Origin of the sequence: Pseudoalteromonas aquimarina (assembly GCF_049257255.1) — a bacterium.
GTDB lineage: Bacteria > Pseudomonadota > Gammaproteobacteria > Enterobacterales > Alteromonadaceae > Pseudoalteromonas.
Genome location: NZ_JBMMUG010000002.1, coordinates 162,465 through 176,441, shown reverse-complemented (window position 1 = coordinate 176,441; position 13,977 = coordinate 162,465). Strand labels below are relative to the sequence as shown.

Sequence of the window (13,977 nt, the reverse complement as noted above, 5' to 3'; positions counted from 1 at the left end):
AGCTGAAAAACATTAGCGGAAAAACGGATCTTCTGGAATATCCACTAAAATAAGTAACGCGCCACGCCCACCATATTCAAGCGGTGCTTGATGAATAGCCAGTACATCAGGGTGCTGTACTAAATAATGCGGCACTTTGTGTTTTAATACGCGTTCACCCACACCCGTCACAATGCATGCACAGCGTAAATGACGCTTTTTACACGCACTGATAAGGCCTGCTAACTCCAGCTTTGCCGTTTCTTTATTCATGCCATGCATATCTAAAATAAGTTCAGGGGCAAAGTCACCACGGCGCAATTGTTTGGCTAAATAGCTATCCGCACCAGGTTTAACAAAGTTAACGGTACCCGATGTGTCTATGTCAGGAATGTATTCATCCGAGAAATAAAATTCAGCATCGAGCTGTTTTACCTTAGTGTTGGTAGTTTGCTCAGGTGCTTTTTGCGCTTTTTTAAAATGAACAGTATCTTGGCTTATTTTTTTTGAGCCAGACATTTCACTGCGAAAAAGGGCAATGTCATCATCGGATAGTGAGTGATCTTTTTTCATGGCGCAATTGTATCCAAAAATATGTAAAAAACCTAGAGTATTGCGCCTTTAAACCGTTACAATAGTGCTTTTAAACACTAGTGAAACTTGATTATGGAACAGGCATTTTTAGATTCGGCAATGCAAACAGAAGCCGTTACAGAGCTTAATACAATTAATGATTGGTTACGTTGGACGACCAGTCAGTTTGCTGCGTCAGGTATTTTCTTTGGTCACGGTTCGGATAACCCGTGGGATGAAGCTGTACAATTAATTATGCCAGCATTGAGTTTACCTGTTGATGCGCCAAAAGAGCTTGCAACCAGCAAGCTGACCACGTCTGAAAAAGAAACGCTGGTGGCGTTAATTGCGGCGCGCATTAATGAACGTGTGCCAGTTGCTTACTTAACTAATCAAGCTTATTTCGCAGGCCTACCATTTTATGTTGATGAGCGCGTATTAGTGCCGCGTTCACCGTTTGCTGAACTTATCAATAAAAAGTTTGATAGTTGGCTCGATCCAGAACAAGAAGTTACCCGAATTTTAGATATGTGCACAGGTTCGGCATGTATTGCTATTGCTCTAGCACAAGCGTTTGAAAATGCCGAAGTAGATGCGGTTGATATTTCGTTTGATGCATTAGAAGTAGCGGATATTAATATCTCAAATTACCAGTTAAACCATCGTGTTTTCCCAATTCAATCGGACGTTTTTTCGGGTGTGCCTGGCCAAAAATACGATTTAATCGTGGCGAATCCACCGTATGTTGATGCCGAAGACATGGGCGATTTGCCAGATGAATTCCATCATGAGCCTGAATTAGGCCTTGCCTCAGGTGAAGACGGCCTTGATGTTACTCGTACATTATTAAATGAAGCGGCAGAGCATCTAACTGATAACGGTTGGTTATTTGTTGAAGTGGGTAATTCTATGGTACATATGGAAGCGCTTTATCCTGGCGTGCCATTTGAGTGGATTGAATTTAAACACGGCGGCTTAGGTGTGTTTGCAATTAATAAACAAGATTTAATTGCACATTTAGGGTAATCACTAAGTAAAAAAACGCAGTTTGGCGGCACTGTATCTACCAACGCTGCCATTTGGGAATGAGGAAATGAGACGTTATGGCCGGAAATAGTATTGGTCAATTATTTAAGGTGAGTACCTTTGGCGAAAGCCATGGTATTGCACTGGGTGGGGTGGTCGATGGCTGCCCGCCGGGGTTGGAGATTTGTGAAGCTGACCTACAAATCGATTTAGACAGACGAAAGCCTGGGCAAAGTCGTTACACCACGCAGCGCCGCGAAGAAGATGCCGTTAAAATTTTATCGGGTATTTTTGAAGGTAAAACGACAGGCACGAGCATTGGCCTGCTTATCGAAAATGGCGATCAGCGTTCAAAAGATTATTCAAAAATTGCTGATGTGTATCGTCCAGGTCATGGTGATTATACTTACTGGCACAAATACGGCATTCGCGATTACCGTGGTGGCGGTCGCTCGTCAGCACGCGAAACAGCCATTCGTGTTGCCGCAGGCGCAATTGCTAAAAAGTATTTAAAACAATTTCATGGTGTTGAAATTAATGCGTGTTTATCGCAACTTGGGCCAATTAAAGCAGAGCAATTTGATTGGTCTGTGGTTGAAGAAAACCCATTCTTTTTCCCTGATAGCACTAAGCTAGATGCGCTTGATGAATATATGCGCGCGTTGAAAAAAGAAGGTGATTCAATTGGTGCCAAAGTTACTGTGGTTGCGAAGAATGTACCTGTGGGTTTAGGTGAGCCAGTGTTTGATCGTTTAGATGCTGAAATTGCCCATTCACTGATGAGCATTAACGCGGTAAAAGGCGTTGAAATTGGTGACGGTTTTGAAGTGATAGAGCAAAAAGGCTCAGAGCATCGCGATACCATCACCCCTGAAGGCTTTACCTCAAACCACGCAGGCGGTGTACTTGCGGGCATTTCAACAGGGCAAGATATTGTGGCATCTATTGCGCTTAAACCAACATCGAGCATTACAGTGCCAGGTAAAAGCATTAATACGCAAAACGAAGCAGTTGAGATGATCACCAAAGGGCGTCATGATCCGTGTGTGGGAATTCGTGCAATTCCAATTGCCGAGGCCATGTTGGCAATCACCTTGATGGACCACTTATTGCGTCATCAAGGGCAAAACAAGCATGTCAATGTGCAGCCTGGCCCAATTCCAGGGCAAGCGGAATAATTACCGCAGATATTTAAAAAAGGGGCTATTTCAGCCCCTTTTTATTTTTGCTAAAATGCCAGCAATTTTTTGCTGTACCTATCGTTATGCATCGTTATCAAGATTTAATTTCCATCTTTAATGGCTGTTTCGAGCGCACCCTAAACACACGTTTAGTGAAAGGCGATGGCGAGCCGATTTATCTGCCTGCAGATGACAATACAGCATTTCATCGCATTGAATTTGCCCATGGTTATTATGCCAGTGGCCTGCATGAAGTGGCGCATTGGTTAGTGGCAGGTGACGCTAGACGCTTATTAGAAGATTACGGTTACTGGTATTGCCCAGATGGGCGTGATGAAGCGCAGCAAGCTGAATTTGAAAAAGTGGAAGTGCATCCACAAGCCATTGAATGGGCACTGAGTGTAGCAGCTGGCTTTAATTTTAATGTCTCAGCAGATAACTTAAACGGCGCACAAACGTGTCGCTTTGCATTTCAGCGTAAGGTTTACAAAAAGGTATGTGAGTTACTTGAGAGCGGGTTTAATAAGCGTACGGAAACCTTAATTAAGGCATTATGTGATTTTTATCACACACCATACCCGTTAACACGCGCACAATTTACTTGGCAGGATGAATTAATCAATGATGAAGCAGTTTAAACTAGGCCTTATTATCAACCCTGTTGCTGGTTTAGGCGGCAGTGTTGGCCTAAAAGGCAGTGATAATGTTACTGAAGAAGCGCTTGCCCTTGGTGCAGAGCCAAAATCGCACAAACGCACTCAAGCGGCACTTGAAGTGCTTTTGCCGTATAAAGAACAGATTCAAATATTTACCCCAAGTGGCAAAATGGGTCAAACTCTTGCTGAAGAAATGGGATTTAGTACCGAAGTTGTGTTGACAGTAGGAGAGAGCACATCACCTGCTGATACCGAGCTAACGGTTAAAACCTTAATTGAACAAGGCGTTGATTTAATTTTATTTGCTGGTGGTGATGGTACAGCACGCAATGTTTGCAGTGCGGTTAGTGATAATACAACCGTACTCGGTATTCCTGCTGGTTGTAAAATTCACTCTGGCGTATATGCGATTACCCCCAAAGCAGCAGGGCGCGTTGTTGAAATGCTGATAAATGGCGAGCTGGTTACGCTTTCAGATGCTGATGTAATGGATATTGATGAATCGGCATTTCGCGAAGGGGTTGTTAAAGCTAAACGCTATGGTGAAATGCAGGTGCCAAGCGAATTGCGCTATGTGCAAGCAGTAAAAAGTGGTGGCAAAGAAACAGATGAGTTAGTACTTGCTGACTTATCGGCCTATGTTGTGTCAGAAATGGAAGATGACGAATATTATGTTATGGGTTCTGGCTCTACCGTTGCTGCAATTATGGACGAAATGGGGCTTGAAAACACCTTACTCGGTGTCGATGTAGTGCTCGACCAAGACGTTATTGCCGCGGATTGCACCGCACAACAGCTAATTGATTTAACCAAGGGTAAGCCAACAAAAATTGTGATCACCTTAATTGGTGGGCAAGGCCATATTTTTGGTCGTGGTAATCAGCAGCTCAGCCCTGAACTTATTCGCCAAGTAGGTAAAGAAAATATTATTGTGGTTGCAACTAAACGCAAACTGCAAGCGCTTAACGGCCGTCCGCTTATTTGCGACACAGGCGACAGCGTGTTAGATGATGAACTATCAGGTTTTATAAAAGTGGTAACTGGATACAACGATCATGTGATGTATGCAGTGGGCCTTGAAGAGGAAAAATAAATGCAATTTTTAGCGTATGTTGATAAGGCCAATGAGTTCTTTGATAAACTGGTTGAAACAGCGACCGATGATGAACTGTTTGCAAGTGGTTACTTACGTGGGCACTTTGATTTGCAAGTAGGTTACGCACAAGTTGAAGGTGATGATTTAAGTAGTGATGAGTTAAACGAAAAAATCGAAAAATCACTGGTTAAAGCGTATCGCAATGGCGAACTAACTGATGAAGACCGCGATCATGTGGTTGTGATTTGGGAAAAAGTAAAAGAACTTGTTTAAGTATTTTGTGCATTTTCAAAATCAAAAAAAGCAGCCAATGGCTGCTTTTTTACTTTTTAAACACATTAGTGTTGATAATTACTCAGCGTATAAGCCTAAGTGCTCTTTTGCGTATGCTTCAAAATCAGTGAAGCCGCCAATGTGTTTTTGATCTAAAAAGATTTGAGGTACTGTTTCGCATGGCTTGCCAGCTGATTTTTCTAAATCCGCTTTAGATACGCCTTCTTTAATAATATCTACGTAACGGAATTTAAAATCATCGCGTTCCTGAGTTAAACGCTCTGCTAATTCTTTTGCACGAACACAAAATGGGCAGCCATCACGGCCAAAAATTACTGTAAACATTATTCTTTCCTCTTTAAATTTAATGAACCCATTGTGTCAGCGAAAAACGTTTTTGTGAAATTGATTAACTCAATCGCATCATTCGCAAATAACGATGGGTGTTTTAAATAAAAATGTTTTTGTTATCCCAAGATGAGGTTTAAGTACGATAAACCGTTTTAATTAAGTGATAACCAAATTTTGTTTTTACAGGGCCGTGCACTTCAAATAATGGCTTTTTAAAAACCACATCATCAAATGCTTTTACCATATCGCCCTTGTTAAATTCACCTAAGTCGCCACCGCGTTTGCGCGACGGGCACGTTGAATATTGCTTGGCAAGCTTGTTAAAGTCAGCCCCTTTTTTCAGCTTTTCTTTTAATTCTAAACAGAGTTTTTCAGTATTAACTAAAATGTGGTACGCGCATGCTTTAGGCATTGGATTCTCGAATGCAAATTAAGATACGCGTATTTTAATGGCTAGACGCTATTTTGTCTAAAAGCTGCGTGCTCTTAGGCCTATTTCTGTGGAATAACCCATCGACTTGGCAATAATTTTTAAATCTTCTGAAATCACATAATAAGTGGGAAACGCAGAAATTTTATAATTACTTGCGGTGTGGCTATCGGCTAATAACACTGGCATGCTGAGGGATAGCTCATCTACAAATGCTTCAACCTGTTGTTTACTCTCATAGTTAGCGGCAATAGCTATAGCATTGATACTGCCATTTTTAGCCAGTTTATCGAGGTTTGGCATGCTGAGTTTGCATACGGTGCACCAAGGGGCAAAAAAATAAATCACCGTTTGTTGGTTTTGTAGCGATTTAATGGATACTCGCTTGCCGGTTTCTAGTGTCTCTAAATTAAAATAGGGCGCAGGTTGGTCGTTACTGAGTAAGTTTCGCTGCTGAAAAGTGGTGATCACAAAAAAAATCACAGAAAAAAATAAAATATTTGAAATGATACTTTTTATTTTTAATTTCATAGGGTTGAAGTGTTCTCTAAAGGTGAAGTTTAGGCGGTTAATTAAAAAAATTTAAATTAATACCTTGAAAAAGAATTTAGCCACCACATATCTAGTTATGAAGACGCCATAAGGGTTTTCTACTCAGGTAACAAATTGAATTACCTGACTTTATTTAAGACTTGTCCGCTTTAGGAGAGTCGTTTTTAAGACAATTATCGCTTTATGAGGATATATACTATGCGTAATTTAGATCTATCTCCACTTTATCGTTCTTTCATCGGTTTTGATCACTTAGCTCAAATGATGGATAACGCGAGCCGCAATACCAAACAATCAAATTTTCCACCTTACAATATTGAGCTTTTAGGTGAAAATGACTATCAAATCACCATGGCTGTTGCAGGCTTTTTAGAATCTGAGTTAACCATTGAAACAGAGAAAAACACGCTAAAAGTATCGGGCGTGAAAGCAGAAAAAGAGTCGCAAGCTGAGCGTAAATTTATTCACCAAGGCATTGCTGAGCGAAACTTTGAGCACAAATTCCAGTTGGGCGATCATGTTAAAGTTGTTGGCGCAAATTTAGAAAACGGTTTATTGAACATTACTTTGCTTCGTGAAATTCCAGAAGCGCATAAACCACGTAAAATTGCCATTAACTCGCCGCAAGCATTACTTGAAGAAGCATAAACTTTAAAACAGATTTCCCAACCACAAAAAGCGCCGTAAGGCGCTTTTTTAGTTTTATTACCAATTCCTTTTAGGATTGCTTTAGAGCATCGAGCGCACGTTGTAATTTGACTTGGGCGAGGTGATTAAAGTTTTGCGCTTTTTCAATGCTAATCGCATTAAATGTCACTTCATCACCTGCGCGTTTTTGTAATAAGTTTGCACAATCTAATGCAGTGACTGAACCTAGTTTCGGATAGCCACCAATGGTTTGACGATCATTTAAAAGTACTATGGGTTGGCCATCGGCAGGGACTTGTATGGCACCTAGGTTAATGCCCTCAGAAAAGCGCGCACCGGCAGGGCTTTCTAATGTCGCGCCTTGTAAACGATAACCCATGCGGTCACTTTGCCCAGTTACGGTATAACTTGAACTTAAAAAGCGGTTTAAATCAGCCGCTGAAAATTCATGATGTTGCAGCGCAAGCACCATATTAAGCGGTGTGTTTTGGCAATAGTTGGGTATTAAATTAGCAGGCAAAACCTTTTGTTTTGTAAAACGAGGTGCTTGCTGTTTTATCAGTGTGTTAGCTTCAATTTTGCAGCCAAGTCCTTCACGCATGACAGTACTAACACTGGTAAAGTGTGACCGCGCCTTGATTCCACCCGAGATTGCAAGCGTGTGCCGCAAGCCAATGTTAGGCGTTGCAATTACAATTATATCACCCCGTGTTACTTGAATACTTTGCCAAAGCGCTTGGCTTTTATTGTTAATCGTAAACCCGACGTTTGGCCCTGTAAGTGCAATTGTTATTGGCGCTAGTACTTCGGCGCGAAAGCCGCCAAGCGTTAATTCAAGTGCTGGGCTATTAATTGGGTTGCCAACAAGGGCATTGGCAACTTTAAAGGCATACGGGTCGTGGCATCCACCGGTGGTAAGGCCTAAATGGTTTTGCCCGAACCGCCCCAAATCTTGAACACAGCAATAGAGCCCCGGATTTATCACTTTGAGTACGCTAGTCAATCTGACCTCCTAAGCGAATAAATTCGTTTCGCTCAATCGGTATAAACTTCACGCTATCACCAATATTAAAAGGCAAAGGTGGGGTATTCGCTGCATCAAACAGTGAAATAGGGCAGTTGCCAATAAGATTCCAACCACCGGGTGAAGCAGCTGGATAAACCGCAGTTTGCCTATCCGCGATGGCGATTGAACCCTTGGCTACTTTTTTACGAGGAGTCGCAAGGCGTGGAGTGGCAAGTATTGGGTTTACTTCACCTAAAAATGCAAAACCAGGAGCAAAACCAATGGCAAATACACTGTAAATTTGCTCGCTGTGGTATTTGATAATATCAGTTACAGTCAGGTTTTTTGCTTTTGCCATGGCGTTTAGATCAGCACCTACTTCGCTATTATAATAGGCGGGTAACTCGATTTGTTTTACTGAAAATGAAATATCGTTTAGCTGGGTAAGTATGCTTTTAATTTTTTGCTTTATTGAGAAGTGATCAATACTAAGGCTTTGATAAGTAACTAACGCACTGGTGTAGGAAATGGTCACATCAACAATTAATTCACCCAGTGATGCCTTTAAAGCGTGTGAAAAGGCCGCGAGCTTTTGCGATTGCTCGCTTGAAATAATATCACTTAAATAAACTAATACGGCATTTTCGCTCGCATCAATGATACGGTATTTGGGATCAGCCATGTTCTGCAAGTAGCTGCTTTATCTTGGTAATTTGAGCGATAGCACTTGGGTTGTCACCGTGTACACATAGCGAGTCGCATTGCAGTGTTAACTTACCGCCATCACGGGTGGTGATCGTGCCAAATTGCTTTATCTCACTCACTTGCTCAAGTAACTTGGTTTCATTGTGCACAGCACCTGCAAGATTGCGTGATACTAACGAGCCATCAGGGTTGTATTGCCTATCAGCGAAAACTTCAAACAGTAACTCAATACCGGCTAGTTCAGCGATGCGAGTGACTTGGCTGTTATCGACTTTACTTAGCACCATTAACTTTAACTCACAAGGGTAACTTGCGATTGCATTTGCAATGGTGGTAAGTAACTCCGAGTTTGCCATCATATCGTTATAAAGTGCGCCGTGCGGCTTTACATAGCTAAGACTAAGCCCTTTTACTTTTGCCATGCCTTCAAGCGTAGCAATTTGATAGTGCAATAAATTGGTAAGCTCGGTAGTTGATAATTGCATGCTGCGCCTGCCGAAACCTTGCCTATCGGGGTAACTTGGGTGAGCACCAATCTCTACATTATGTAGTTTCGCTAGACTCAGTGTATGCGCCATCACATTTGGGTCGCTTGCGTGAAAGCCACAAGCGATATTGGCCATATCAATTATTGCCATAGCTTGTTCATCACAACCTAGTGAGTATTGACCAAAACTTTCCCCTAAATCGCAATTGAGCTTCATGGTTTATCCTTGGCAGCGTTTAATGTTATCGAGAATTATGCCGCTAGCCATAGCAACATTGAGTGATTCAGCCTGACCAAATGCCGGAATGGTTACTTTTTTAGTAATCGCACTGGCAATATGCTCGCGAATGCCATGTGATTCGCTGCCCATCACTAAAATTAAGTCGCTTTCAAACTGGGTTGAGTGAATGCTTTCGCCGCCTAAGTACGCTCCATAGACAGGACGAGTTTGCTTACTAAAATAGTCAGTTAATTCAGTTTGAATAATGTTGACGCGGGTAAAGCTGCCCATCGTTGCGCTGATCACTTTTGGATTATAAGGGTCGGCACAGTCGGGGCTTAAAATCAGTTCCTTAATGCCATACCAGTCGGTCACGCGAATAATAGTGCCTAAATTGCCAGGGTCGGCAACGCCATCAAGTACAATGGAAATACCTTGGCTATTTGGCTCACTTTGTTTTGGCGTTTCTACAATCGCAATGGCAGCATTATTACTAACTAGGGTACTTGCCTTAGCAAGTTCCTCTTCTTCACAAGTGATGATATTGAGGCCAGTTAATTGTGATGCGTGCTTTTCGCAAAAAATTTGGGTAGCAAAAAGCTGTTCAATGACTAAATCGCTATTTAGTAATTCGAGTACGTTTTTTTCACCTTGCACTAAAAATAAATTTTGTAACTTGCGCTGTTTTTTTTGAGATAACGCACGTAATTGTTTTAGCTGGTTTTTAGAGATCATAATGTACCCTTCTTAATTCTCCCAAAATTATATCACTCATCGCTTTAGGCGGAAGGGTTTTGACAACAAGAATTTTTGACCTATACCTAAAAGTGTAAAGCAAATGCTTTATATCTCTAAATTGTTCAAATGGTTTGAACCTCAACGCAAAGGAGCGCGTTATGAAATTACTTTCACTGCCAGTACTTGGCGCACTATCTTTAATTGTATCTTCTACGCTTTTACCTGTTTCAGCAGCACCCAAAGAAGTGAACCCTGCAGATACAAAAGTTACAAAGCTTGTTAAAAGTGAACTAATAAATTTAAACACAGCGAATGCTAAGGAGTTGGCAACTTTACCGGGCATAGGTGAGTCTCGGGCGCTGCGTATTATTAATTACCGTGAACAAAACGGGAAGATAAAATCACTAGAGCAGTTGTCAGAAATAAAAGGGTTTGGAGAACGCTCAATTGCTAAATTGAAAGGACGAGTCGTTTTTTAACATTGATAAAATTAAAAGGGGCATTTGCCCCTTTATTCGTTGTTAGCTTCAAGCTCTTTTCGTGCATTTGCCAAAAGTGGCTTAATGAACATCAGTGTCAATGGCGTGGTGATTAATGGGTAGCATATACCCACAATCAACAAATATAACAGCAACCACCAAGATTCAATATTTGCTAGCAATAAAAATATTGGTGTTAAGCAAGCAATTTTAACAACGTTTAACGTTATCTTTTTTCCTGCAGGTAAATTTGCAACTGCTTTGTGAATTACTTCTTGTCGTTGTTTGACAGATAAACCATTTAGTTCCGAAATATTCTTTGTCGAGAAATACATATTAAATCTTTTTAGCGAAAAGTAATCGTGTGATTAACACTACAAATAATACTACGCTTGCAATCGCAAAGATCACTTGCATCCAGCCTGGCATACTTAGTCCTAGGAATTGCCAACTGATATTGCCGCAATCACCCGTAACCTCAAAAAACCATGGCATCCATTGATGCAGTGGTAAAAACTCAGGGAAATTTGGCTCAAAGGCACAACCTGCAAAGGCAAATGGGTCAGTATTATTTTGCATAGCGATATGTTCTGCTGCAATTAAGTAACCCCAAATTGCAGAAATAGCCCAAAGTGCAAATCCGATAACACGGGCAAAAATATTTTGCGGTTTAATGGCACCCGCAATACCAGCAAATAATAAACCCAGCATCGCGGTACGTTGGTAAATACACATTACGCATGGCCCTAAATCCATAGCATATTGGAAGAAAAGTGCAGCGCCTTCAAGGATGAGCGCGATGCCTGCCAATAAAAGCCAAGGTAAGCGCTGTTCAGGCCAGTAAGCAAGTTTTGATAACATAGGCGTTACTAATTATTTGTTAATAATGGGGCACACTATAAAAAAAACGTGACTGCTTCGCACGAATTTTCGATGGAATTTTGTAAAACCGCGTAAATATTAAGGTTTGCGTGATTTTTGTATTGTGAAATGCGTTACAAACATTAACAGAGCTTTGGTAAAAACAGTTTACAGACTATTTTATCTTATGCATTTATTTGCTTGTGCAAACAATCGCATCTGGTACAATCAGTTTGATTAAAAAAGCATTACAAGAACGACTGGACACTTCATGAGAATTTTTAAAGCCAAAAGCCCTGCGGGATTTGCTGAGGAATATATAGTTGAATCGATTTGGAACGGCGAATTTGCGCCAGGTTCAATTTTACCAGCAGAGCGTGAGCTTTCAGAGCTTATAGGTGTAACACGTACAACTTTACGTGAAGTGCTACAGCGTTTAGCGCGAGATGGCTGGTTGACAATTCAACACGGTAAACCAACACGTGTTAATAACTATTGGGAAACCTCAGGCCTTAATATTCTTGAAACGCTTGCAAAATTAGACTCAACTAAAGTACCCGAGTTAATTGATCAGCTGCTTTCAGCGCGCACCAATATTAGTGCAATTTATACGCGTTCAGCGATTAAAACAAATCCAGATAAAGTAATCGAAACACTGACTCGTGCAGATGATTTAGCCGACACAGCTGAAGCGTTTGCAGATTACGACTACCGCATGCACCACGAACTGGCATTTGCCTGTGGCAACCCAATTTACGTACTAACGTTAAATGGTTTTAAAGGATTCTACGCACGTATAGCGCGCCATTACTTTGCCGATGAGCGTACGCGAAAGTTAGCGCTTAAGTTTTTTGCAGAGTTAAAAGCATTAGCAGAGCAAAATAAATTTGATGAGTCTATTTTCTTAGTGCGTAAATACGGTTTAGAGTCTGGCGCATTGTGGCAAGAAATTAGAGAAACTATGCCAGAAGATATTATGGAGCAAGATGCGTAATTTACCGCAATCTTACTTTAAAAAAGCCAGCAAGTTTGCTGGCTTTTTTGTTTTTATTGCTGAGATAGCAAGGTAGGTGACACCTCTTACCTACCGTAAGAAAAGCGTCGTGCAAAAACAACAATGATTGATAAACAAGAACGCACGATAGTGTGATTTCTATCATAATCGTTTTTATCGAATGGCCTTATCGTTTTAATTGATTATCTTTAAGTGTACTGATTCGTTACACTTTCTTAAGTTAAAAATAAAAGCCAAGCCCACTTGGTTTTTTTTATTTAGGCATTATATTTATTGCCAGAGATGATGTTAAATCATCACAACTGGATATTTCATTATAAATAATTGGAGAAAATAATGGGCGTATTAGTAGGCCGCAAGGCACCAGACTTTACAGCTGCAGCAGTTTTAGGCAACGGTGAAATCGTAGATAGCTACAACTTACACGAAGCAATCAAAGGTAAAAAAGCAGTTGTTTTCTTTTACCCATTAGACTTTACTTTCGTATGTCCTTCAGAGCTAATCGCTTTTGACAAGCGTTTCGAAGAATTCCAAAAGCGTGGCGTAGAAGTTATCGGTGTTTCTATCGATTCTCAATTCTCACACAACGCATGGCGTAACACGCCAGTTAACGAAGGCGGTATTGGTCCAGTTAAATACGCACTAGTTGCTGACGTTAAGCACGAAATCTGTAAAGCATACGACGTTGAGCACCCAGAAGCTGGCGTTGCTTTCCGTGGTTCTTTCCTAATCGATGAAGAAGGTAACGTACGTCACCAAGTAGTTAACGATTTACCACTAGGTCGTAACATCGACGAAATGCTTCGTATGGTTGACGCACTAGCATTCCACACTGAGCACGGTGAAGTGTGTCCAGCTGGTTGGGAAGAAGGTAAAAAAGGTATGGACGCAAGCCCAGCTGGCGTTGCTGCTTTCCTTTCTGAAAACGAAGGCGACCTATAAGTCTTATTCGTTGAGCTGTTTTAATTAACAGCTTTTAAAAGATATAAAAAAATCCGGCAATTGCCGGATTTTTTTATAGTGTAAATTCTGATTAGAATTTGTATTTAGCACCAAGCATAAATACGAATGGGTCGATTGCTACGTCTGAAGTAACCGCTTTTTGACCGTTAGCCCACACTTCTGCATCAGTGTTGATGTCAATGTATGATGCCATTACGTGAATGCCCCATTTATCATTGATTGAGTAGTTTGCACCTACTTGAGCAGCTAAACCGAATGAATCATCAAGTTTAAGTTCAACATCATCTGTGCCTAGTGCCGCTTTAAGCTCACCATCAACTTCTTCGCTGAAGAAAATTGTATAGTTTGCGCCAAGACCCACGAAAGGACGGAACTGGCTGTCTGCGCTACCAAAGTGGTACTGAGCAAATAGTGACGGTGGTAGGTGTTTTGTTGAACCGATTGCTACGCCATTTAAACCGCCAGAGCCGTTAATGTCATGACTAAAAGGTGTTGCTGCAACTAGCTCTACAACCCAATTGTCGTTTAGCGCATAGTCAAAAGTAATACCTAACTGTGTATTGCTATCTACTGTTACACCTGTGCCATCTAAGCTTAGAGGGCTTGCGCTGCTATCAGGATTAACGTGGATTGCACCTACGTTAACGCTAAGGTTAGCCATTGCTGGAGCTGCTAATAGACCTGAAGTAAGTAGTGCTGTAGTTAGTAATTTTTTCATCGATAATCTCCCGAATCATC

At 41.2% G+C, this 13,977-nt stretch carries 20 protein-coding genes; 9 read left to right on the top strand and 11 right to left on the bottom strand.

The window, feature by feature from the left end:
• Positions 1-12: 12 nt before the first annotated feature.
• The gene (gene smrB, locus AAEU29_RS05725) at positions 13-552 is read right to left on the bottom strand and encodes an endonuclease SmrB (RefSeq protein WP_010560682.1); all 540 of its coding nucleotides are present in this window, start codon (positions 550-552) and stop codon (positions 13-15) included.
• Positions 553-645: 93 nt separating this feature from the next.
• Between smrB and prmB the strand changes: the two genes are divergently transcribed.
• The 5 genes from prmB to AAEU29_RS05700 all read left to right on the top strand — a co-directional run bounded on the left by prmB (position 646) and on the right by AAEU29_RS05700 (position 4,784).
• Positions 646-1,578, top strand: coding sequence for a 50S ribosomal protein L3 N(5)-glutamine methyltransferase (gene prmB / locus AAEU29_RS05720; RefSeq protein ID WP_421972433.1), 933 nt, complete (start codon positions 646-648; stop codon positions 1,576-1,578).
• Between the two features lie 77 nt (positions 1,579-1,655).
• Complete coding sequence (gene aroC, locus AAEU29_RS05715; RefSeq protein WP_395389622.1) at positions 1,656-2,756, top strand: chorismate synthase; 1,101 nt, start codon at positions 1,656-1,658, stop codon at positions 2,754-2,756.
• 86 nt (positions 2,757-2,842) lie between these two features.
• Positions 2,843-3,397 (top strand): elongation factor P hydroxylase, encoded by a 555-nt coding sequence (locus AAEU29_RS05710; RefSeq protein ID WP_421972432.1) that lies wholly within the window; start codon positions 2,843-2,845, stop codon positions 3,395-3,397.
• A complete protein-coding gene (locus tag AAEU29_RS05705; RefSeq protein WP_372766924.1) occupies positions 3,381-4,508 on the top strand; it encodes an ATP-NAD kinase family protein in 1,128 nt (375 codons plus the stop codon). The genes AAEU29_RS05710 and AAEU29_RS05705 overlap by 17 nt, the downstream gene beginning before the upstream one ends.
• Positions 4,509-4,784, top strand: coding sequence for a YfcL family protein (locus AAEU29_RS05700; protein WP_421972431.1), 276 nt, complete (start codon positions 4,509-4,511; stop codon positions 4,782-4,784).
• A gap of 78 nt (positions 4,785-4,862) precedes the next feature.
• On the opposite strand, the gene AAEU29_RS05695 is transcribed toward AAEU29_RS05700, so the two are convergent.
• From AAEU29_RS05695 to AAEU29_RS05685, 3 genes are all read right to left on the bottom strand, one after another.
• A complete protein-coding gene (locus tag AAEU29_RS05695; protein WP_010560676.1) occupies positions 4,863-5,129 on the bottom strand; it encodes a GrxA family glutaredoxin in 267 nt (88 codons plus the stop codon).
• A gap of 139 nt (positions 5,130-5,268) precedes the next feature.
• Positions 5,269-5,547: a peptidylprolyl isomerase PpiC gene (gene ppiC, locus AAEU29_RS05690; RefSeq protein ID WP_100912954.1), complete on the bottom strand. Its 279-nt coding sequence runs from the start codon at positions 5,545-5,547 to the stop codon at positions 5,269-5,271.
• 57 nt (positions 5,548-5,604) lie between these two features.
• On the bottom strand, positions 5,605-6,036 hold the full coding sequence (locus tag AAEU29_RS05685; protein ID WP_421972430.1) for a TlpA family protein disulfide reductase: 432 nt from the start codon (positions 6,034-6,036) through the stop codon (positions 5,605-5,607).
• Between the two features lie 279 nt (positions 6,037-6,315).
• Here AAEU29_RS05685 and AAEU29_RS05680 point away from each other — a divergent pair, with 279 nt between their 5' ends.
• Positions 6,316-6,765 (top strand): Hsp20 family protein, encoded by a 450-nt coding sequence (locus tag AAEU29_RS05680; protein WP_421972429.1) that lies wholly within the window; start codon positions 6,316-6,318, stop codon positions 6,763-6,765.
• Between the two features lie 70 nt (positions 6,766-6,835).
• Here the strand turns inward: AAEU29_RS05680 and AAEU29_RS05675 are convergent, their stop codons facing one another.
• Genes AAEU29_RS05675 through AAEU29_RS05660 form a run of 4 tightly spaced genes read right to left on the bottom strand, consistent with a single transcriptional unit; the run spans position 6,836 to position 9,918 of the window.
• Positions 6,836-7,768, bottom strand: a complete 933-nt coding sequence (locus AAEU29_RS05675) for a 5-oxoprolinase subunit C family protein (protein ID WP_421972428.1) — start codon at positions 7,766-7,768, stop codon at positions 6,836-6,838.
• The gene (gene pxpB / locus AAEU29_RS05670; protein WP_421972427.1) at positions 7,761-8,453 is read right to left on the bottom strand and encodes a 5-oxoprolinase subunit PxpB; all 693 of its coding nucleotides are present in this window, start codon (positions 8,451-8,453) and stop codon (positions 7,761-7,763) included. Before pxpB ends, AAEU29_RS05675 begins: the two co-directional genes overlap by 8 nt.
• On the bottom strand, positions 8,446-9,180 hold the full coding sequence (locus AAEU29_RS05665) for a 5-oxoprolinase subunit PxpA (protein ID WP_421972426.1): 735 nt from the start codon (positions 9,178-9,180) through the stop codon (positions 8,446-8,448). The genes pxpB and AAEU29_RS05665 overlap by 8 nt, the downstream gene beginning before the upstream one ends.
• 3 nt (positions 9,181-9,183) lie before the next feature.
• Entirely contained in the window at positions 9,184-9,918 is a 735-nt protein-coding gene (locus AAEU29_RS05660) for a TrmH family RNA methyltransferase (RefSeq protein ID WP_421972425.1), read from the bottom strand.
• A 161-nt stretch (positions 9,919-10,079) separates the two neighbouring features.
• Here AAEU29_RS05660 and AAEU29_RS05655 point away from each other — a divergent pair, with 161 nt between their 5' ends.
• Positions 10,080-10,400 carry a ComEA family DNA-binding protein gene (locus AAEU29_RS05655; RefSeq protein WP_421972424.1) on the top strand — a complete coding sequence of 107 codons (321 nt, stop codon included), beginning with the start codon at positions 10,080-10,082 and terminating at the stop codon, positions 10,398-10,400.
• 32 nt (positions 10,401-10,432) lie between these two features.
• Here AAEU29_RS05655 and AAEU29_RS05650 read toward each other — a convergent pair whose 3' ends face one another.
• Both AAEU29_RS05650 and dsbB read right to left on the bottom strand, forming a co-directional pair.
• On the bottom strand, positions 10,433-10,735 hold the full coding sequence (locus AAEU29_RS05650) for a DUF6170 family protein (RefSeq protein WP_372766904.1): 303 nt from the start codon (positions 10,733-10,735) through the stop codon (positions 10,433-10,435).
• A gap of 1 nt (position 10,736) precedes the next feature.
• The gene (gene dsbB, locus AAEU29_RS05645; RefSeq protein ID WP_274763236.1) at positions 10,737-11,261 is read right to left on the bottom strand and encodes a disulfide bond formation protein DsbB; all 525 of its coding nucleotides are present in this window, start codon (positions 11,259-11,261) and stop codon (positions 10,737-10,739) included.
• Positions 11,262-11,532: 271 nt separating this feature from the next.
• On the opposite strand from dsbB, the gene fadR reads away from it, so the two are divergent.
• Both fadR and AAEU29_RS05635 read left to right on the top strand, forming a co-directional pair.
• Positions 11,533-12,255 (top strand): fatty acid metabolism transcriptional regulator FadR, encoded by a 723-nt coding sequence (gene fadR / locus AAEU29_RS05640; RefSeq protein ID WP_274763237.1) that lies wholly within the window; start codon positions 11,533-11,535, stop codon positions 12,253-12,255.
• Between the two features lie 357 nt (positions 12,256-12,612).
• A complete protein-coding gene (locus AAEU29_RS05635) occupies positions 12,613-13,218 on the top strand; it encodes a peroxiredoxin C (RefSeq protein WP_274763238.1) in 606 nt (201 codons plus the stop codon).
• Positions 13,219-13,309: 91 nt separating this feature from the next.
• On the opposite strand, the gene AAEU29_RS05630 is transcribed toward AAEU29_RS05635, so the two are convergent.
• On the bottom strand, positions 13,310-13,957 hold the full coding sequence (locus AAEU29_RS05630; RefSeq protein WP_274763239.1) for an OmpW/AlkL family protein: 648 nt from the start codon (positions 13,955-13,957) through the stop codon (positions 13,310-13,312).
• Between the last annotated feature and the right edge of the window lie 20 nt (positions 13,958-13,977).

Bases quoted from the DNA above. Each gene is read 5' to 3' on its own strand.
- smrB (WP_010560682.1), bottom strand. From the start codon at position 552: ATGAAAAAAGATCACTCACTATCCGATGATGACATTGCCCTTTTTCGC.
- prmB (WP_421972433.1), top strand. From the start codon at position 646: ATGGAACAGGCATTTTTAGATTCGGCAATGCAAACAGAAGCCGTTACA.
- aroC (WP_395389622.1), top strand. From the start codon at position 1,656: ATGGCCGGAAATAGTATTGGTCAATTATTTAAGGTGAGTACCTTTGGC.
- AAEU29_RS05710 (WP_421972432.1), top strand. From the start codon at position 2,843: ATGCATCGTTATCAAGATTTAATTTCCATCTTTAATGGCTGTTTCGAG.
- AAEU29_RS05705 (WP_372766924.1), top strand. From the start codon at position 3,381: ATGATGAAGCAGTTTAAACTAGGCCTTATTATCAACCCTGTTGCTGGT.
- AAEU29_RS05700 (WP_421972431.1), top strand. From the start codon at position 4,509: ATGCAATTTTTAGCGTATGTTGATAAGGCCAATGAGTTCTTTGATAAA.
- AAEU29_RS05695 (WP_010560676.1), bottom strand. From the start codon at position 5,129: ATGTTTACAGTAATTTTTGGCCGTGATGGCTGCCCATTTTGTGTTCGT.
- ppiC (WP_100912954.1), bottom strand. From the start codon at position 5,547: ATGCCTAAAGCATGCGCGTACCACATTTTAGTTAATACTGAAAAACTC.
- AAEU29_RS05680 (WP_421972429.1), top strand. From the start codon at position 6,316: ATGCGTAATTTAGATCTATCTCCACTTTATCGTTCTTTCATCGGTTTT.
- pxpB (WP_421972427.1), bottom strand. From the start codon at position 8,453: ATGGCTGATCCCAAATACCGTATCATTGATGCGAGCGAAAATGCCGTA.
- AAEU29_RS05665 (WP_421972426.1), bottom strand. From the start codon at position 9,180: ATGAAGCTCAATTGCGATTTAGGGGAAAGTTTTGGTCAATACTCACTA.
- AAEU29_RS05660 (WP_421972425.1), bottom strand. From the start codon at position 9,918: ATGATCTCTAAAAACCAGCTAAAACAATTACGTGCGTTATCTCAAAAA.
- AAEU29_RS05655 (WP_421972424.1), top strand. From the start codon at position 10,080: ATGAAATTACTTTCACTGCCAGTACTTGGCGCACTATCTTTAATTGTA.
- AAEU29_RS05650 (WP_372766904.1), bottom strand. From the start codon at position 10,735: ATGTATTTCTCGACAAAGAATATTTCGGAACTAAATGGTTTATCTGTC.
- dsbB (WP_274763236.1), bottom strand. From the start codon at position 11,261: ATGTTATCAAAACTTGCTTACTGGCCTGAACAGCGCTTACCTTGGCTT.
- fadR (WP_274763237.1), top strand. From the start codon at position 11,533: ATGAGAATTTTTAAAGCCAAAAGCCCTGCGGGATTTGCTGAGGAATAT.
- AAEU29_RS05635 (WP_274763238.1), top strand. From the start codon at position 12,613: ATGGGCGTATTAGTAGGCCGCAAGGCACCAGACTTTACAGCTGCAGCA.
- AAEU29_RS05630 (WP_274763239.1), bottom strand. From the start codon at position 13,957: ATGAAAAAATTACTAACTACAGCACTACTTACTTCAGGTCTATTAGCA.